Origin of the sequence: Bacillus sp. FSL M8-0025 (assembly GCF_037975475.1) — a bacterium.
GTDB lineage: Bacteria > Bacillota > Bacilli > Bacillales > Bacillaceae > Bacillus > Bacillus subtilis.
Genome location: NZ_CP150258.1, coordinates 571,326 through 584,701 on the forward strand (window position 1 = coordinate 571,326; position 13,376 = coordinate 584,701).

The 13,376-nt window shown below is 42.0% G+C and carries 20 protein-coding genes; 12 read left to right on the forward strand and 8 right to left on the reverse strand.

What is annotated here, in order from left to right:
- Window positions 1-116: 116 nt before the first annotated feature.
- From MKX38_RS02985 to MKX38_RS03000, 4 genes are all read left to right on the forward strand, one after another.
- Entirely contained in the window at window positions 117-737 is a 621-nt protein-coding gene (locus MKX38_RS02985) for a nitroreductase family protein (protein ID WP_003244392.1), read from the forward strand.
- 15 nt (window positions 738-752) lie between these two features.
- Complete coding sequence (locus MKX38_RS02990) at window positions 753-1,691, forward strand: ring-cleaving dioxygenase (protein WP_326147288.1); 939 nt, start codon at window positions 753-755, stop codon at window positions 1,689-1,691.
- A gap of 101 nt (window positions 1,692-1,792) precedes the next feature.
- The gene (locus MKX38_RS02995; protein WP_003234169.1) at window positions 1,793-2,182 is read left to right on the forward strand and encodes a DoxX family protein; all 390 of its coding nucleotides are present in this window, start codon (window positions 1,793-1,795) and stop codon (window positions 2,180-2,182) included.
- Window positions 2,183-2,366: 184 nt separating this feature from the next.
- A complete protein-coding gene (locus MKX38_RS03000) occupies window positions 2,367-2,705 on the forward strand; it encodes a thioredoxin family protein (RefSeq protein ID WP_038428419.1) in 339 nt (112 codons plus the stop codon).
- A gap of 39 nt (window positions 2,706-2,744) precedes the next feature.
- On the opposite strand, the gene MKX38_RS03005 is transcribed toward MKX38_RS03000, so the two are convergent.
- The 4 genes from MKX38_RS03005 to MKX38_RS03020 form a co-directional block, all read right to left on the reverse strand.
- Entirely contained in the window at window positions 2,745-2,981 is a 237-nt protein-coding gene (locus tag MKX38_RS03005) for a spore germination protein (protein WP_003244342.1), read from the reverse strand.
- A gap of 206 nt (window positions 2,982-3,187) precedes the next feature.
- Entirely contained in the window at window positions 3,188-3,481 is a 294-nt protein-coding gene (locus tag MKX38_RS03010; protein ID WP_009969672.1) for a hypothetical protein, read from the reverse strand.
- A gap of 33 nt (window positions 3,482-3,514) precedes the next feature.
- A complete protein-coding gene (locus tag MKX38_RS03015; RefSeq protein ID WP_029317348.1) occupies window positions 3,515-3,745 on the reverse strand; it encodes a spore germination protein in 231 nt (76 codons plus the stop codon).
- A 123-nt stretch (window positions 3,746-3,868) separates the two neighbouring features.
- Window positions 3,869-4,450 carry a DUF421 domain-containing protein gene (locus tag MKX38_RS03020; RefSeq protein ID WP_175407059.1) on the reverse strand — a complete coding sequence of 194 codons (582 nt, stop codon included), beginning with the start codon at window positions 4,448-4,450 and terminating at the stop codon, window positions 3,869-3,871.
- A 208-nt stretch (window positions 4,451-4,658) separates the two neighbouring features.
- On the opposite strand from MKX38_RS03020, the gene MKX38_RS03025 reads away from it, so the two are divergent.
- Window positions 4,659-5,366, forward strand: a complete 708-nt coding sequence (locus MKX38_RS03025; protein WP_015715314.1) for a DUF421 domain-containing protein — start codon at window positions 4,659-4,661, stop codon at window positions 5,364-5,366.
- Window positions 5,367-5,380: 14 nt separating this feature from the next.
- Here MKX38_RS03025 and cotP read toward each other — a convergent pair whose 3' ends face one another.
- From cotP to MKX38_RS03040, 3 genes are read right to left on the reverse strand one after another with little or no spacing between them, the layout of a single operon-like run.
- Window positions 5,381-5,812 carry a spore coat protein CotP gene (gene cotP, locus MKX38_RS03030; RefSeq protein WP_015715315.1) on the reverse strand — a complete coding sequence of 144 codons (432 nt, stop codon included), beginning with the start codon at window positions 5,810-5,812 and terminating at the stop codon, window positions 5,381-5,383.
- Window positions 5,813-5,824: 12 nt separating this feature from the next.
- Window positions 5,825-6,067 (reverse strand): spore germination protein, encoded by a 243-nt coding sequence (locus MKX38_RS03035; protein ID WP_003234151.1) that lies wholly within the window; start codon window positions 6,065-6,067, stop codon window positions 5,825-5,827.
- Between the two features lie 13 nt (window positions 6,068-6,080).
- Complete coding sequence (locus MKX38_RS03040; RefSeq protein ID WP_003243854.1) at window positions 6,081-6,353, reverse strand: spore germination protein; 273 nt, start codon at window positions 6,351-6,353, stop codon at window positions 6,081-6,083.
- 354 nt (window positions 6,354-6,707) lie between these two features.
- On the opposite strand from MKX38_RS03040, the gene MKX38_RS03045 reads away from it, so the two are divergent.
- From MKX38_RS03045 to MKX38_RS03055, 3 genes are all read left to right on the forward strand, one after another.
- Window positions 6,708-7,304 (forward strand): TetR/AcrR family transcriptional regulator, encoded by a 597-nt coding sequence (locus MKX38_RS03045; RefSeq protein ID WP_019712445.1) that lies wholly within the window; start codon window positions 6,708-6,710, stop codon window positions 7,302-7,304.
- Complete coding sequence (locus MKX38_RS03050) at window positions 7,301-7,645, forward strand: DoxX family protein (RefSeq protein WP_339188549.1); 345 nt, start codon at window positions 7,301-7,303, stop codon at window positions 7,643-7,645. Before MKX38_RS03045 ends, MKX38_RS03050 begins: the two co-directional genes overlap by 4 nt.
- A gap of 163 nt (window positions 7,646-7,808) precedes the next feature.
- A complete protein-coding gene (locus MKX38_RS03055) occupies window positions 7,809-8,282 on the forward strand; it encodes a GNAT family N-acetyltransferase (protein WP_080528978.1) in 474 nt (157 codons plus the stop codon).
- Window positions 8,283-8,292: 10 nt separating this feature from the next.
- Here MKX38_RS03055 and MKX38_RS03060 read toward each other — a convergent pair whose 3' ends face one another.
- A complete protein-coding gene (locus MKX38_RS03060; protein ID WP_240304240.1) occupies window positions 8,293-8,559 on the reverse strand; it encodes an HIT domain-containing protein in 267 nt (88 codons plus the stop codon).
- Between the two features lie 398 nt (window positions 8,560-8,957).
- Between MKX38_RS03060 and MKX38_RS03065 the strand changes: the two genes are divergently transcribed.
- The 4 genes from MKX38_RS03065 (at window position 8,958) to MKX38_RS03080 (ending at window position 13,331) form a co-directional block, all read left to right on the forward strand.
- Window positions 8,958-9,983, forward strand: coding sequence for a Gfo/Idh/MocA family oxidoreductase (locus MKX38_RS03065; RefSeq protein WP_029725835.1), 1,026 nt, complete (start codon window positions 8,958-8,960; stop codon window positions 9,981-9,983).
- Between the two features lie 93 nt (window positions 9,984-10,076).
- Window positions 10,077-11,081, forward strand: coding sequence for a LacI family DNA-binding transcriptional regulator (locus MKX38_RS03070; RefSeq protein ID WP_029725836.1), 1,005 nt, complete (start codon window positions 10,077-10,079; stop codon window positions 11,079-11,081).
- Between the two features lie 69 nt (window positions 11,082-11,150).
- On the forward strand, window positions 11,151-12,494 hold the full coding sequence (locus tag MKX38_RS03075; protein WP_128992448.1) for a sugar porter family MFS transporter: 1,344 nt from the start codon (window positions 11,151-11,153) through the stop codon (window positions 12,492-12,494).
- A gap of 15 nt (window positions 12,495-12,509) precedes the next feature.
- Window positions 12,510-13,331 (forward strand): sugar phosphate isomerase/epimerase family protein, encoded by an 822-nt coding sequence (locus MKX38_RS03080; protein ID WP_046380801.1) that lies wholly within the window; start codon window positions 12,510-12,512, stop codon window positions 13,329-13,331.
- Window positions 13,332-13,376 lie beyond the last annotated feature (45 nt).

The following is a 13,376-nucleotide window of genomic DNA, read 5'->3' on the forward strand; positions in this document are numbered from 1 at the left end:
ATCAGCGATCAAGCGCAACTCTAAGTGTTCAATCGTTGTCAGTTCTTTTACACAATATTCAATAGATTTTTTATAACATAATATCTCGAATTCGAGATAAAAGGGAGTGTAGCGTAATGGCTGAATTTACTCATTTAGTCAATGAAAGACGATCTGCAAGCAATTTTCTTTCAGGTCATCCAATCACAAAAGAAGATCTCAATGAGATGTTTGAATTGGTTGCATTGGCGCCATCGGCTTTTAATTTGCAGCATACAAAATATGTGACGGTTCTTGACCAGGACGTAAAGGAAAAGCTGAAGCAGGCCGCAAACGGACAATATAAAGTGGTTAGCTCTTCTGCGGTTCTCTTGGTATTAGGGGATAAGCAGGCATATCAACAAGCGGCCGATATCTATGAAGGTTTAAAGGTATTGGGGATATTAAATAAGCAAGAGTATGACCACATGGTGCAAGACACCGTTTCGTTTTATGAAAACAGGGGAGAACAATTTAAGAGAGATGAGGCGATAAGGAATGCTTCACTTTCTGCGATGATGTTTATGCTGAGTGCTAAGGAAAAAGGCTGGGATACCTGCCCGATGATCGGCTTTGATGCGGAAGCCGTAAAACGGATTTTGAACATAGACGACCAATTTGAGGTTGTCATGATGATTACGATTGGAAAAGAAAAAACAGAGAGCAGAAGACCGCGCGGCTACCGGAAGCCTGTGAATGAGTTTGTTGAGTATATGTAAAAGGAGCGGATAAAAATGGCTAAAAAAACGATGGGAATTCATCATATTACAGCGATTGTCGGTCACCCTCAAGAGAACACAGATTTCTACGCAGGAGTGCTTGGGCTTCGTTTGGTCAAGCAAACTGTCAATTTTGATGACCCAGGTACGTATCACCTTTATTTTGGGAATGAAGGCGGGAAGCCGGGAACAATCATTACCTTCTTTCCGTGGGCCGGAGCCCGCCAAGGCGTCATTGGAGACGGTCAAGTTGGCGTGACTTCGTATGTCGTGCCGAAAGGGGCTATGGTATTTTGGGAAAAGAGACTAGAAAAGTTCAACGTTCCATACACCAAAATCGAGCGCTTTGGGGAACAATATGTAGAATTTGATGATCCTCATGGACTGCACTTAGAAATCGTGGAAAGAGAAGAAGGAGAGGCTAATACGTGGACTTTCGGAGATGTAACGCCCGATGTTGCCATTAAAGGTTTTGGGGGTGCAACCCTATTATCAGCGCAGCCTGACAAAACCGCTGACCTTTTAGAAAACATCATGGGGCTGGAGCGAGTCGGCAAAGAAGGAGACTTCGTTCGTTATCGTTCCGCCGGTGATATCGGAAATGTGATTGACCTTAAGTTAACGCCTATTGGCCGCGGGCAAATGGGGGCCGGAACGGTGCATCACATCGCTTGGCGGGCTAACGATGATGAAGATCAGTTAGATTGGCAAAGATATATTGCTTCCCACGGATATGGTGTAACTCCTGTTCGGGATAGAAACTACTTTAATGCCATTTACTTCAGGGAACACGGGGAAATCCTGTTTGAAATCGCAACTGATCCCCCAGGCTTTGCACATGATGAAACACAGGAAACAATGGGCGAAAAACTGATGCTGCCTGTGCAATATGAACCGCATCGCACACAAATTGAACAAGGGCTGCTGCCGTTTGAAGTAAGAGAGTTAGATTGATTTGACACATAAAAAATAAAGAAACATATATTCAATTGATGATTGCTGGATGGTACTGTCAGCACAGAATCAGATGAAATCAAAGATGAGGAGAGATACAAATGGAAGATGCAGGACTGTTGCTTATTCGTATAATGATTGGTGTGGTGTTTTTGTTTTATGGCACACAAAAATTATTCGGCTGGTTTGGCGGATACGGGATTAAAGGAACCGGACAATGGTTCGAATCAATTGGGGTGAAACCAGGAAACGTTGCGGCCGCTCTATCAGGTCTTGGGGAGTTAGTAAGCGGAATTCTATTTATTTTAGGCGTATTCCTCCCGCTTGGAGCTGCTATCATAACGATCATCATGTTAGGTGCCATCGTAAAAGTCCATGGAGCGAAAGGTTTTGCGAATGGCGCGGGAGGTTTTGAATATAACCTGGTGCTCATTGCAGTTTCCATAGGGGTTGCACTCATCGGTTCAGGAGCTTACGCTTTGCATTTTTAATACGAAAGTATGTAAGAACAGTTGCTGCTTGTCAGTAACTGTTCTTTTATTTTGGCATTTCGGCAAGCTTGCAGGTACTCTGCAAAGCAAAAAAGCGGATATAATAAATATAAATCTGTATAGTGAATGATACGTATTGATGAGCTTGGTCATGAAAAACAGACCTATTTGAAGGAGTAAATGGATGAAAGAGATGACAGAATTACATTCATTAGTTTTTATAGAAAACTTTATCAAACAGCACAAATTCAGTTTTATTTATATATCAAGGCCTGGCTGTTCAGTATGTCACGCAGTTCTGCCCCAGCTCAGAATAGTATTGGATCAGTTTCCAAACATCAAATTGGGGCATATCAATGCTGACGATGTAGCAGAGGTCGCCGGCAGATTTTCAGTTTTCACCGTTCCTGTGCTTCTTTTGTTCATTGATGGGACTGAGTTTCTAAGAGAAGCCCGTTTTGTTCATTTTGAACAGCTTGAACAAAAGCTGAAAAGGGTTTATCGATTATATGAAGGCGAATAAAGGAATAAGGCAAAAAAAGAACTCAAATGAGTTCTTTTTTTATTCTTCACTAGGTGAAGAAGGGTTATCAACCTGCCCTTGATCACTTGTATCATTATCACAACTTGCTGAAATAATAATTGAATGAGAAGGAGAATAATCTCCTAATGTGAAATTGACTCCGTAATTTTTGCTGTTCGCAGTATGGCTGTTTTGCAAGTTTTGTCCGATATCTGTATTGGCGTTTTGTGTCATTCCATTTATCGTGAGATTTGAAATGTTGATTTGAGATCGCATGCTTCAAAAACTCCTTTCACTCAGAAGTAGCCGTCATAGAGGACGCTGGCAGTCTATTTACTTCTATGATATTGCGTTTTTATATCATTGCATCAACATAATGGTAAAAATAATAGCGAGTGAATGAGCATCTCTTTTGAAGATGATCAACCTATCAGCAGAAATAAAGCCGCCTGATAAAGAGGCGGCAGATCGTTATATGTCATCTATGAATTTGATGTATCGTTTTTCGTTTGCCTGAAGGATAAGATGGTCGTTTTTAATGATGAGTAGGAGCCTATAGCAGCGTAGCCATAAAACCAGCCCATAAATACGCCAGAAAAGAGGCTGTGTCGATGGCTTATGAAAACAGAAATGACAAGGCCTGTTATTAAGGCAACTGACGGTACAAAAGTTTTGGGGATTTTCAATAATATTTTGAGGATTTGGGTTATCAATATGATGATTGGAACAGCTATCACAGCATCCCAAAAGTTCGTGTGAATAATTGGAAAAGCCATACGGCACCTCATGAAGTGTTTATTTCTTAATTTTTACGCTAAAAGCTTGGAAAGCAGCTCTTGGATCGCATATGTTACATTTTGGGCTTGATTGGCGGAGCTTGTTTGGCTTAAAGTATTGGATTCAAAAACCAAACCTGTATTACTCCCACCGGAACCCTCTGTTGTTTTAGACACAGAGAACGGGCTGATGGAAACTGCAAATCCGTTATTAAAAACGCTGTTCCCGGATATCGAATGAATATAAACTGGGAATTTCATCATTCATCTCTCCTCTCCGTTATGACTGTTTATACAATATGGTGTGTGAGCAGCAGTTGCTTAAACAAAACGGCAAAAACTTTCAGTAAGAGACAAAAACCTGCAAAATGCCACAAGCGCCTTTTGTTAATGCAGCTTTTTAGGGACGTTTTTTTTATTTTTTTTACCAACTTCATCAAAAATATTCTGATTGGCAGACTGGGCTTGTCCATCCTTATTTATGAAATCGGGGTGAATGAGTTTTTTCAGATCCCTGACTGTTAAAGGCTTGGCGTCATCAGTTAATTCTATTCCTAATTGCCCGTTTGCCTCTAATGTCGCAATTTTGACATCTTGTATAGCCGTAACGCCGTGAAGCCGTAGCTGCATTTCAAGCTGGTCAGCTGTAAGTCTCATCTTCTTTAAGTTTTCGATATGAAGCTGTCCGTTTTCAATGACGATTTTTGCTTTTCCGGTTAACATCTTTTCAATGGTGTTCGATTTCATTTGGATCCATTCCATAACGATGAGTGTGCTTGTGAAAATTGCCGCTGCAATTAATGTTTTGAAGAGGCTGTACTCGATGATTGGCTGAACGATAATAGTTCCGATCGAAATCATGACAACCGTTTGAGTTGACGTCATTTGTGCGATTGATTTCCTTCCTGAAATTCTCAGCAAAATGACCCCGGCTACAATGAGAACAAGAGATTCCCAAGTGAAATTCATGCTACCACCTGACCAATGATGAATTAGATTTGTCATGGGATTGGCTTTTCTTCCGGCCAATCGCAATTTAATATATCCGAAAGGCAGTCGGTTCATTCTGTCCTGAACCGAACAATAATTTTGGTATAGATGGATATATTAAGCCAAACAATGATAGCAACAGGAGTTTTTTGGCCGAAACAATCTGGGAAGCGGGGAGCGCCATAACATGATTGAACTTGAAGTTGTCATTAGAACGGTTGCCAGCTTTGGCTTGCTGTTAATCGCAGAACGAATTTTAGGCAAACAGACAATCTCTCAAATGACGATTTTTGATTTTATTGCGGCGATCACACTAGGGGCGATTGCTGCCGGATTAGCTTACAATACTTCAATAAAACCGCACAATATGGCCATTTCGTTTAGTATTTTTGTGCTAACCATTTTTCTAATTTCGTTTCTGTCGATAAAGAACAGGAAGCTGAGGAAATTTTTTGCCGGAGATCCAACAGTGCTGATTCAAAACGGGAAGATACTTGAATCAAATATGAGGAAAATGCGTTACACACTTGATTATTTAAATCAGCAATTACGGGAAAAAGAAATATTTAATATCGAAGAAGTTCTTTTTGCCATTCTTGAAACGAATGGTCAGCTGACTGTGTTAAGAAAACCGCAATTCCGGCATGTGACCAAACAGGATTTAATGATTGCGGTAAACCAAGAACAAAGGCTTCCGATAGAACTTATTATGGACGGAGAAATCATTGAGAATAATTTAAAGCAGAATCGTTTGACGGAATCCTGGCTTTTGGAAGAATTGCGAAAAAGAGACATAAAGGTGAAAGAGACCGTGTACGCAGTGCTGATGGGTAATGGGGATATTTATGTGGATCAATATAAAGACCATATATCAGTCCCTATGGATAAGGAATGAAGGAACAATCAATCTTAAAGCCCCTTATTGAACGCAATGGTTTCAACTTGTCTTGGGTACGAAATATGCAGAAGCCCGTTTAACAGCTGAATCTGTAACAAATGAGTTTCAGCGGCTTCGGGAAGCTGAATGATTCGCTCAATTTCTCCGTAATACCGTTCACGCAGCACTTCCATTTCGGCTGGAAAAACAGGCGTGATCGTTCCTTTGATCAGCAGCTGGGTTTTAGACAGTAAACGGATCGTTAATTCTTCCTCATACACACCGGGCATTTCCACAATGATAAAATTATATTCCTCATCTTGATAAAAGTCGTAAACAAACGTAGAAGCTTCGGAATCAAAAAAATGTTCCGGGGCTTTATATTTGAGCACATTTGTCCAAAAGTCACTTTGTTTATATTCATTCGTAATCTCAAGCCACTTTCGAATTTTTTCGAAATCCATATGAGATTCTCCTTAAATTTGATTTGAAATCGGCGCAGAAGGGTTTCCGATTTGGTCTTGGTCACTAACGTCTGAATCAATATTTCCAGTGTTTAAAAGTGAAGACGTAGGCGAAAGATCCCCTAAGGAAAAGTTTGCTCCAAAATATTTGCTGTTCGCAGTATGGCTGTTGTGCACAGTCGGACCGACATCTATATTTCCGTTTTGCGTGACGCCGTTGATCTTAATATTTGCGATATTAATTTGATATGGCATAGACGAAACCCCTTTAATCTAAAATTGGCGGTGGTGCAATCGGAGGAGCATTAACGTTGGATGTATCAGAGTTGCCGATAGATGTCTGGTCATTTACATCAGGATCGTTTAAGAAGTTTTCCATTACGGATTCTGTAGGTGATGTATCACCGAAAGAAGAGTTGGTCCCTTGAGATTTTTGATTGTTGGTAGGGCTGTTATAAGCAGCTTCGCCTATTGTAATTGAACCATTGCCCGAAATACTGTTGATCTTCAAATAATATAGGTTGATTACTGTAGACGGCATCCCATCACACCCTTCCATCTTTCTGTACAGTACATTATGCGCCGCTGCACCCAATTGTTCCTAGCATTTGCGGGCAAAACTCTATCTGGCCCTGGAGTGATGCTCGTTAGAAAAAAAGAATAAAGTTTGTCACAGCCTGAATGTCAATCTATTCAGCAAATACTTATCAGTGAATGAAAAGCCATTGATATAGGAATCAATGAATTGATTCAGTTATTCGAAATGCATGAGACCTTTTAATAAAGGAAGCTGGCAAACAGGATCAGTTTGAAATCATTGACAATGAAGCTAATGCCATGAAATAATACTCGTGAGTAACATTAATCGTGAGTATTATTTTTGGGGTGGTCCTAGTTGAAAAGTAAAGGACGTAAAGGAGTAGAAAGCCGAAAACGATTACTTAAAGCTGCCGCTAATGAATTTTCGGTTCGGGGATTCCATGACGCGAAGGTAAGTGAAATTGTGAAAAAAGCTGGGTTCACGCAGCCTTCATTTTACCTGTACTTTCAAAGCAAAGAAGCCATCTTTGCCGAGTTAATAACCGATTTTCACTCTCGAGTCAGAAAGCTGACAGAGTCACTCCTTCTGGAAAACGGATTAAACACGGAGGATGTGTCAAAACGGGTACTGCTAGCTGTAGAGACTGTTTTTCAATTTTTGGATGAGGACAAGGATTTAACCAAGATCGGCTTTTTTCTCAACCCGGAAGCAAAACAAATGAAAAAAGACTTGGCGATGGTTTTGAAAGAGAACTTAGAAGCAGAACAGCGGCTTGGCTATTTTCACTCTGAACTGGATATGGAAACTGTCGCTGAGTGTTTGGTCGGCATGATTGAACATTTAACCGAATCATTTTTGTTAACCGGAATCAAAGATCCGGCAAGCCTCGCAGCAGAGGTTGTGAATCTTTTAATTTACGGGATGCTTCCGAAAGGGAATGATGTAAGATGATATCTATTATGATGAAAGTCAGTTTGGCAGTTTTTATGATTGCGGGAGGCATCATAAAGGTAAGCCGCGTTCCCTTTCAAGTTGAGCATTGGCGGCATTATCAATATCCATTATGGTTTCTGACTGTTACTGGCATTCTTGAAATAGCCGGGGCACTTGCTATGACAGCGGGAATTTGGAATCGGTATGCAGCGATTGGAGCAGGTGTTCTGTTTGTCGTTCTCATGGCGGGAGCCATTCATGCGCATATGTTTCGAGCAAGACAATCGGTCATCATGGCGATACCAGCGATGATTTGTTTGATTGTTTCTATCATGATCATCATGGGGAGTTACACGTAAGCTTTTCACTAATGTTTAAGAACAAGCCCATTTGCAGGAAATCTCCTTTTCTTATCGAATAATAGAAAGTCCAGGAATTAACTGAATCAGTAAAATAGAGCTCCATTTCTGTGTTATTCGTCTGGCATCAGCTGGGCTTTTTTTTATAAAGGAGGAATACAGGATGGCATTCACTTTGGAAGACATGACTGAGGAAGAGTTCGAAGCCTTTCGCGGGATGTCCGTGCAAAATTTTGCGAAACAAAACATAACGTCAGGAACTTGGACGGAAAAAGAGGCGTTTGAGAAATCGGAGCAGGCATATGAAAACATGATTCCGAATGGGCGAGACAGCAGCAATCATTATTTTTGGAACATCACAAATGACCAAGGGGAAAGAATGGGCTGGCTCTGGCTGTATGCTGATCCGTTTCATCCGCAAAAGGAAGCGTTTATCTATTCCTTTGGATTGTATGAAGCCTTTCGCGGAAAAGGACTTGCTCAATTGGCGCTTCAAACGCTTGATGAAAGAGCAAGAGAGCTCGGTGCGGAAAGGCTGGCTCTACATGTATTTGCACACAACGAGACAGCCGTCTATCTTTATCAGAAGATGGGCTATGCCATGACCAATATACGTATGCGGAAACAGCTATGCTGATAAAAGCTGCTTACTTAAGCGGCTTCCCAAACACAATATGCCAATGTAGATGTTTAGAGTCCTGGTAAGCTCCTGAGTTGGTGATCACACCGCTTTTTTCTTCCGTCATCATGGAAGCGATCTTTTGAATGATACCCATTAATTCAAGAAGCAAGTCATGGTCGTTCTCTTCTAGAGTGATCAATGAGGAAATATGTTTCTTAGGGACAGCCACAATATGGACTGGATAAAAAGGCTTTGTATGGTAATAAGCCAATACGTAATCTGTCTCTAGCACCTTCTTTACTTTCGTTTTGCCGCTAAATACTTCATCTCAGTAAAAGTCTTCAGTCATATCATCCTCACTTTGTTTGTTTCATTTCATATTCTGCTTTTCTTCATCACCTTCCTTCTATTGCGGGAAATTTCCACCTGACGTGCCGCACACCCTCGGTATTTTTTTGCTCCCTAAATTCCTAACCCATCGCAGGCTTGAACGGCGGCTATAGGAGAGGTTGGCTTTGAAAACAGAAAAAAAAGATTGACCTGTAAAATGTAAGGGGTTACAATTGAAAACAATTAGGAAAGACTTTCCCTCATTAACAAACTAATATTATAACAATTTCATGATTTGTTTTTTAGATGAGATAATCAAGGAAAGACTTTCCTTATATTTGCAGAATGGGAGTGGTGCTGATGGGAAATGTACAGGTTGGGCTATTAGGTGCGGGACGGATGGGAGCTTTCCATGGAGAGAGTATTGCGTTTCGTGTGAAAGGAGCAGATTTGTATGCAGTTGCAGATCCGGTTCCGGGGAATGCAGAAGCATTTGCAAAAACAATCGGCTCAAATATTAAAGCGTTTACAAATCCGTTAGAAATGCTGGAGCATCCTGATATTGATGCGGTCATCATTGCTTCGCCGGCAAGGACGCATGCAGCAAACATTATGGCAGCGGCAAAGAAGGGGAAAGCTGTATTTTGTGAGAAACCGATGGCTGTCACACTGGAAGAAGCGGATGAAGTCATAAGGGTAGTAAATGAAGAGTCTGTTCCGCTTCAGATCGGTTTTAACAGACGTTTTGCTAAAGGCTTTCGCAGTGCATATGAGGAAATCCGTGCAGGAAAAATCGGAACACCTCAGTTAATGCGTTCCATTACAAGAGACCCGGCACTCGGCGATCCAACACCAATTCCTCAATGGACGATCTTCTTAGAGACGCTGATTCATGACTTTGATACGTTACTTTACCTCAATCCAAATGCGAAGCCGATTGAAGTCTATGCCTCGGCTGATGCGCTTGTCAGGCCTGATTTTAAAGACAAAGGATTTTTGGATACGGCAGTAGTCACGATCAAATTTGATAACGGAGCGATTGCAACGGCGGAGGCAAACTTTCAAGCGGTTTATGGATATGATGTCCGCGGAGAGGTGTTTGGGTCTGAAGGCATGCTGACCATCGGAGATCTCCGCCATACAAACATGACAAGGTATAACAAAGACGGAGTCAGCTACAACACGATTCGCTACGACCAAGATTTATTATTTGATGCTTATGTTGATGAGTTACAATCGTTTGTTGACGCTGTTCGAAATAATTCACCAACCTCAGTAACAGGTGAAGATGCGCGTGCAGCACTTGCCATTGCCGCAGCTTGTATAGAGTCTTGCAAAACGAAGCAGCCTGTCACGTTAAAAAATGGAGTGCCGCAAACGGTTTGAGTATTTGATAGAAGAAGCGCCTTTTTAAAAAGAAATTCTGGTAAGCATTCGTTTATACTAAAGAGGATCTATTATATAAAGGTGGCCTTCTTAATGAAAACAACCATTTATGATGTTGCTAAGGAAGCAAACGTTTCAATCTCTACGGTTTCAAAGGTTCTGAATAATACAGGCAATATAAGTGAGAAAACCAAAAATAGAATTTGGAAAGTGATTGAGGAGCTTCAATATCAGCCAAGTGTTGTAACGTCAGCGAGAAAAATGATGAAGACCATCGGGCTGCTCATTCCTGACATCGCCAATCCTTTTATGGCCGAACTTGCCCGAGCTGTGGAGGACAGCGGCCGTAAAAAGGACTTCAGCGTCATCATATGCAGTACGGACAACGATTCGCTGAGAGAAGAAGAATATATCGCCATGCTGAAGCAAAAGCATGTAGACGGCATTATTGTGGCGACGGGCCTCAAAAACAGTCAGGCGATACGGGAACTGATTGAAAGCGACATGCCGGTTGTCATGCTATCGAGAGATATACCGCACCTGCCTGTAGACACTGTAGTTGCGGATGATTTTAAAGGGGGATACGAGGCAGCCGTCCATTTAGCCCAATTAGGGCATACTAATATAGCTGTCATAGCAGAAAAGATTAACAATACATCAATCAAAAATCGTGTCCTCGGCTTTCAAGAAGGACTGCAGGTTTCAGGAATCCAAATCGATGAATCAGCCATTCTAGACTGTCCATATGATTTGTCAGCCAGTAAAGACATCAGTTTAAAGCTGCTTAATCAAAAACAAAGGCCGACGGCTGTCTTTGTGACGACTGAGCTGCTTGCTTTAGGCGTTTTGCAGGCTGCAAGGCAGCTTCATATTCCTATTCCTTCATCTCTTTCTCTGATTGGGTTTGATAACAGCATCCTTGCAAAGATCAGTGATCCCCAATTAACAACTATCGCACAGCCGACTGAAGAAATGGGGGAAAAAGCAATTGAACTGCTGATGGACGGCATGGCCGATTCAAAACAAAAGAAAGTGATACAGCGCGTGATGCTGTCTCCTTCATTAATTGTACGGGATTCAACCGCATCACAGTTATGACGATTTGGGGGATCTTTGAGAGATCTCCCTTGCTTAAACGTTTAAATACAATGAGTCGGAGGTTTCTTGATGACGTCCAAAAAGGCTTATATCAGTCTTATTTACTTTTTCGGGGCATTAGGAGGTTTGCTGTTCGGGTACGATACGGGTGTAATATCCGGCGCGCTGCTGTTTATAAGAGAAGACATGGAGCTGTCGCCATTACTAGAAGGATTAGTTGTCAGCGGAGTGCTGATTGGTGCTTTAGCCGGAGCAGCCTTTTGCGGAAGATTTTCCGACCGCTATGGCAGGAAAAAAACAATCATCTGGCTGGGGGTGCTTTTTACAATTGGAGCCATTGGTACAGGTTTGGCTCGTAATATCGGAATATTGTTACTATTCAGAATAGAACTGGGCATAGCAGTTGGAGGAGCTTCTGCAATCGTTCCTTTATATCTGTCAGAAATGGCGCCTGCTGCGATCAGAGGCAGAATTGCTTCATTGAATACATTGATGAATTCCTTCGGGATTCTCATGGCTTATATTGTAAACTTCGTTTTTTCATCTTCCGGCAGGTGGGATCTGATGCTCCTATTAGCAGTGATTCCATCCTTCATTCTCATGGCCGGTATGTTTTTTATGCCAGAAAGTCCGCGATGGTTGTTGCAGAAAAAAAGTGAGGAGGAAGCACGCCATTTTTTGCTTCTGACGAGAGATCCGAAAACAATCGATGCTGAGATCCGCAGTATGAAAGAGATTAAGACGAAAGAGCGTGTTTCCATATCAACTTTATTATCTCCGGCAATCAGGCCGATCTTATTTATCGGTATTGGGGTCGCCATCTTTCAGCAAGTAATAGGCACAAATACGATTATTTATTATACACCGACCATCTTAGAAAATGCGGGGTTCGGCGCTTCTAGTGCCATCGCGGGAACCATCGGCATCGGCGTCATCAATGTCTTATTTACGATCCTTGGCTTGCTGCTGATTGATATGATAGGGCGAAGAAATCTCATGCTGATCGGCAATGTCGGAATGTCCTTGGCACTTGGTATTTTGGGTGTCAGTACGCTATTCTTTCATGCACCCGGATGGCTGCTGTTATCCTGCTTATGCTTGTTTATGGTAGCGTATTCAGCAAGCTGGGGAATGGTCGTTTGGGTTGTGCTGGCTGAAATTTTCCCGTTACAGATCAGGGGGACGGCGCTGGGAATCGCAAGTACCTGTCTGTGGCTGGCGAATATTGCAGTGTCGCTGTCCTTCCCACTGCTTTTAGATCTGATGGGTACAGGTTCTTTATTTCTCATGTACGGCGCCATTGGCATTCTTGCCTTTCTCTTTGTTTATCAATTTGTGCCGGAGACAAAAGGCAAATCATTGGAGCAAATTGAGGGAGAAATCATGGCAAAGAATACAGTTTCACCTTTATAAAAGGGGGATTTCAATATGGAAAGAGAATATGGTATATGCTTATGGACTTTCGGCAGCATTCCATTTGAACAAAAATGCCGGCTGGCTGCAGAAATTGGAGTAGACGGAGTGGAGGTTGAAGGAGATATTTCGCTGAATCCGAGAGACCTTGCCGAGACACTTGCTGCTCATCATGTAAAGGTTTTATCAATAACACCAAGGAATGTGGATATTTCAAGCGCAAATGAAGAGGTTCAGTTAAAGGCTGTACAGTATTACTTCGATTTATTAGACTGGGCTGTGGCTTTAGGAGCTCCTCGTATCTGTCTTCACGGTGATGTCGGCAAAGTGAGAGGGAGCGGGGATGAGGCGAGGGATTGGAGTTTATTGGTCGAAAGCGCTAAAAAGATCCTGGCCAGAGCGGAGGAATTACAGATTCAGGTTGTATTTGAAGTATTGAACCGATACGAAAATCATCAAGTGGTCACTGGGGAAGAAGCATTGCAATTAATAAGTGATGTCGGCAGCCCCAATCTCTATGTTCTTCTCGATGCGTATCATATGAACATAGAAGAAGCTGACCCTGTGAAAGCCATTGAATTGACAGGGCAGAAACTCGGCGTTTATCACGTGGCTGATTCAAATCGCCAGGCCATCGGAAACGGCCATGCGAATCTGGAAAGGCAAATCGAAGCGCTTCATTCTATCGGTTATAAAGGCCCGATTATTATGGAGATGGTGGCAGCTGGACCAGACCCGTTCACCCCGATCAAAGGAAATGACTATTTGGAAGCAGTGGCAGGGTACTATAAGTCATCATTAGAGACATTAAGGTCATGGGAAGGCTTGAACATATAAAGAAAAAAGGACAACAGCTGTTGTCCTTTTTATTGCCATGCGTCT